We start from the raw sequence: 3,051 nt of genomic DNA, 5'->3' as shown, positions 1-3,051 counted from the left end.
TGCGTCTGGATATCCAAGCCCCAAATTCCCTGATTCGCGCCCTCAAGGGCAAGTTGGAGCCGTTCCTCGCTCGTTGGCGTAGCCTACCGTAGGTAATCGAATCCGATCGGACGATCGGATTCGATCGTCGTCCACTCGATTGAGAATACCAGCATTTAGTCCAATTAGCCCCAGCAAGATCGCCACCAGCGAGATCGACATCAGCGAAAATGCAAAGTTGGTGTCATAATAGTTTGCCTGATGACCGCGCAATATCAACCAACCAAGCACTAAAGGTACCACGATCGCGATCGGCACAAATCGGCGGGCGACATCACCACCGACTAAATCGCTCGTCAACGATCGCATAAATCCTCGATCGCTACTGAGTGCCAACATCCCCCCACATAAGACCACAAACACGATGGCTGTCTGGAATGCCATTTCCGTCGTAAACATGCTGAGTTGGTAGAATACTCGGACGTTATAGGCGTAGCTAACTACAGCTTGCAGTGCAACAAAACCCGCCACTGTTGCCAGACTTTGCGAGATCGCGATGCTATCTAGTTTGACGCGGTGTTGCGGTTGCGACGGTTGCGGCTCCTGCCGATTTGCTAGCCATAGTGCTATCCCTACCAAGCTAAAGTCGATCTCCGAATTGATGCCCATCCGACCTGGCTCTGATTCGATCGTCGCTACCGGATCGCGCACTAGCAGTTCATCGATGCCCAGATGCCACCCAAACAGATATTCAGATAGAGTTAGGAATCCGATCGTACTCACCGCAATTGCACAGCCATTGGCAATTTGAGTCGCTAGCCTTGTGCGTTTGCCAGTTTGGAAGCTTAGTGATATTCCTGCCAACAGGAAACAAACGGCGGTATTGGCTTTGGTCGCCGCCGCGCCTGGAATCACGCTGGTGAGTACAGCTAGGTTTAGCGTCCAGCCAATTAAGACCAAGCAACCAGCCAACATGACCACGCCGCTAGCAATCCGCGCTACCTGGAGATCGAGACGATCTAGAGGAGCAAACCAGCTTTTTAGGCGTGTGAATGGGCGAGAACGTTGCATAAGATCTCTATTTAATTGTTCGGGTTGTTATCGATCTTCAATCTGAAGTATTACTTACTCGATCTCCAAGTGTAGGCTCTGCCCAATCAAAGATCCGATCGATGTCTTGACGCACTGTGGTGTCCGATCCCAGTTATCTCTGTCAAGAAAATCGATTGACTTGATGTTCCGATCGAGGATTTCATCAGCCTACAAGAGCTGGATTATTTTTCCGGCTCACTTTTTCCAAACCCCATGAACGATTACCATTATGATTGATTAATCGATCGAAATACGTCTTTTAAAAATATTTAAATTAATGCTCTACCTTTCGACAGAGGTAGTTTTGGGCGAATTTTGTAATGCTGTAAAAGTAGTGCCAAAATTGAGGTAACCACAGCATGGCAAATTTACACGATATTGTTGAAGGCGTACAAGATGCTTTAGGCAATCTGACACCCACCCCAGTTATTCTCCAAGAAGAATCGACTGCCTACGACCTCAAAAAGCGGCTAGAGTGGGGCGAACCAGCTCTCTCGATTGTAGATATCCGCAAACATGAAGCCTTCAACCAAGGACGCATCACTGGGGCGATCTCGATGCAGATGGAGCAGCTCGAACAGATGAAGTCTACACTTCAACCCCAGCACGATATCTACATCTACGGCGAGTCTGACGATCGATCTCATGAAGCTGCTCAAATGCTCAGAACGGCAGGTTTTGAAGCAGTAACGCATATTATGGGCGGTCTGGATGCTTGGCACGAGATTGGCGGCCCCACCGAAGGTGTCCGAGAAGATGCCACACTCCCAACTGCCGATGCCTTTAATGTCGTGTCTCGACTCAAAACCGAACATGACGTACGAGAAGCTGGCAAAGCCCAACACGCTAATTAATAGGCTTTAGGCTTTAGGCTAGATCGTGTCTTTGGTAACAGCTAACCAAATCGGATTGCGATCTAGCCGCCTCATGTAAATATTTAAATTCACACGCAAATGCATGATTGTCAACCTGACTGACAACGGCTGGGAAATTATTTATCATCGCGCTCATGCCCTCTTGGCTGCCCAAGTGGCTGGGCATTGGCAGACACCCGACGATACAGCCCATTTAGTAGATACGATCGCGGCAATTGCCCATCATGACGACCTAGAGCGCGAATGGCAAGGCGACCATTTGACCAAAGCTGGTGCCCCGTTTGACTTTACCTTGGGCGAGGAGCTGAAGGTGCCGCCACTGTACGAGCATGTAGAAAACGCCCTCTATCGCGGACGATGGGTGGCACTATTGGTCTCCATGCACATGAGTTTCCTGAGTGAGGGACGGCGGGGTGAGTTGCCCGAACTCGATGAGTTTTTGGATAAACAAATCGAACTGCAATCAGCTTGGCGCAAAAGCTTGAAAGTAGCCAAAGCCGATGCCCAAAAAGCCTACGATATGATGCAGTGTTGCGATCGCTTATCGTTAATTTTATGTCAGCGTCAGATTCCCGATGGCGAACGATGGCTCGAAATTGCCAACGGGCCGACAGGCGAACAGCACAATCTTTTACAGCGTGGCAATAAGACACTTACCGTTAAACCGTGGCCGTTTACAGTGACAGAATTTAAGCTGCGAATCGATGCTTCTTATCTAACTCAGATGAAATTTGATAGCGATCGAGAATTGGTCACAGCCTTACAACACGCACCAATTGAATCGATCGAGTGGACTTTTGTGAAATAGCAATCTTCAATTACATATCTATTTTTTACCTTAACTAACTATGGATAGCAACTTTTTCGACAGATTTTTCCGAGATGCTAATGGCGAAATTATCATCGCTCAGATGCCGAATTTACCGATTATTGTTTGGCTGATAGCTACTTTAGCTAAATTAGCATGGCTCTCTCGGCTAAACAGTGTAAAATGTAGCGACAGCTACATTTTACACTCCTCCTGAATATGGATTTTCACCTGAATTCTTTATTGAACTTACCGAATACCACCGTTTTCACTTGTTCTAAAGAAGCTGGATTTACA

The 3,051-nt window shown here is 47.7% G+C and carries 4 protein-coding genes; 3 read left to right on the top strand and 1 reads right to left on the bottom strand.

Annotation, left to right across the window (positions count from 1 at the left end; translation table 11 throughout):
- Positions 1-42: 42 nt before the first annotated feature.
- Positions 43-1,050, bottom strand: a complete 1,008-nt coding sequence (locus tag RMO79_RS19105; protein ID WP_310484828.1) for a hypothetical protein — start codon at positions 1,048-1,050, stop codon at positions 43-45.
- A gap of 380 nt (positions 1,051-1,430) precedes the next feature.
- Here RMO79_RS19105 and RMO79_RS19100 point away from each other — a divergent pair, with 380 nt between their 5' ends.
- The 3 genes from RMO79_RS19100 to RMO79_RS19090 all read left to right on the top strand — a co-directional run bounded on the left by RMO79_RS19100 (position 1,431) and on the right by RMO79_RS19090 (position 2,971).
- Entirely contained in the window at positions 1,431-1,925 is a 495-nt protein-coding gene (locus RMO79_RS19100; RefSeq protein ID WP_310484827.1) for a rhodanese-like domain-containing protein, read from the top strand.
- A gap of 103 nt (positions 1,926-2,028) precedes the next feature.
- Positions 2,029-2,754, top strand: coding sequence for a DUF3891 family protein (locus tag RMO79_RS19095; RefSeq protein ID WP_310484826.1), 726 nt, complete (start codon positions 2,029-2,031; stop codon positions 2,752-2,754).
- Positions 2,755-2,794: 40 nt separating this feature from the next.
- Positions 2,795-2,971 carry a hypothetical protein gene (locus RMO79_RS19090; RefSeq protein ID WP_310484825.1) on the top strand — a complete coding sequence of 59 codons (177 nt, stop codon included), beginning with the start codon at positions 2,795-2,797 and terminating at the stop codon, positions 2,969-2,971.
- Positions 2,972-3,051 lie beyond the last annotated feature (80 nt).

Origin of the sequence: Chamaesiphon sp. VAR_48_metabat_403 (genome assembly GCF_031422475.1) — a bacterium.
In the GTDB taxonomy this organism is placed as follows: Bacteria; Cyanobacteriota; Cyanobacteriia; order Cyanobacteriales; family Chamaesiphonaceae; genus Chamaesiphon.
This window is presented reverse-complemented; position numbering and strand designations above follow the sequence as displayed.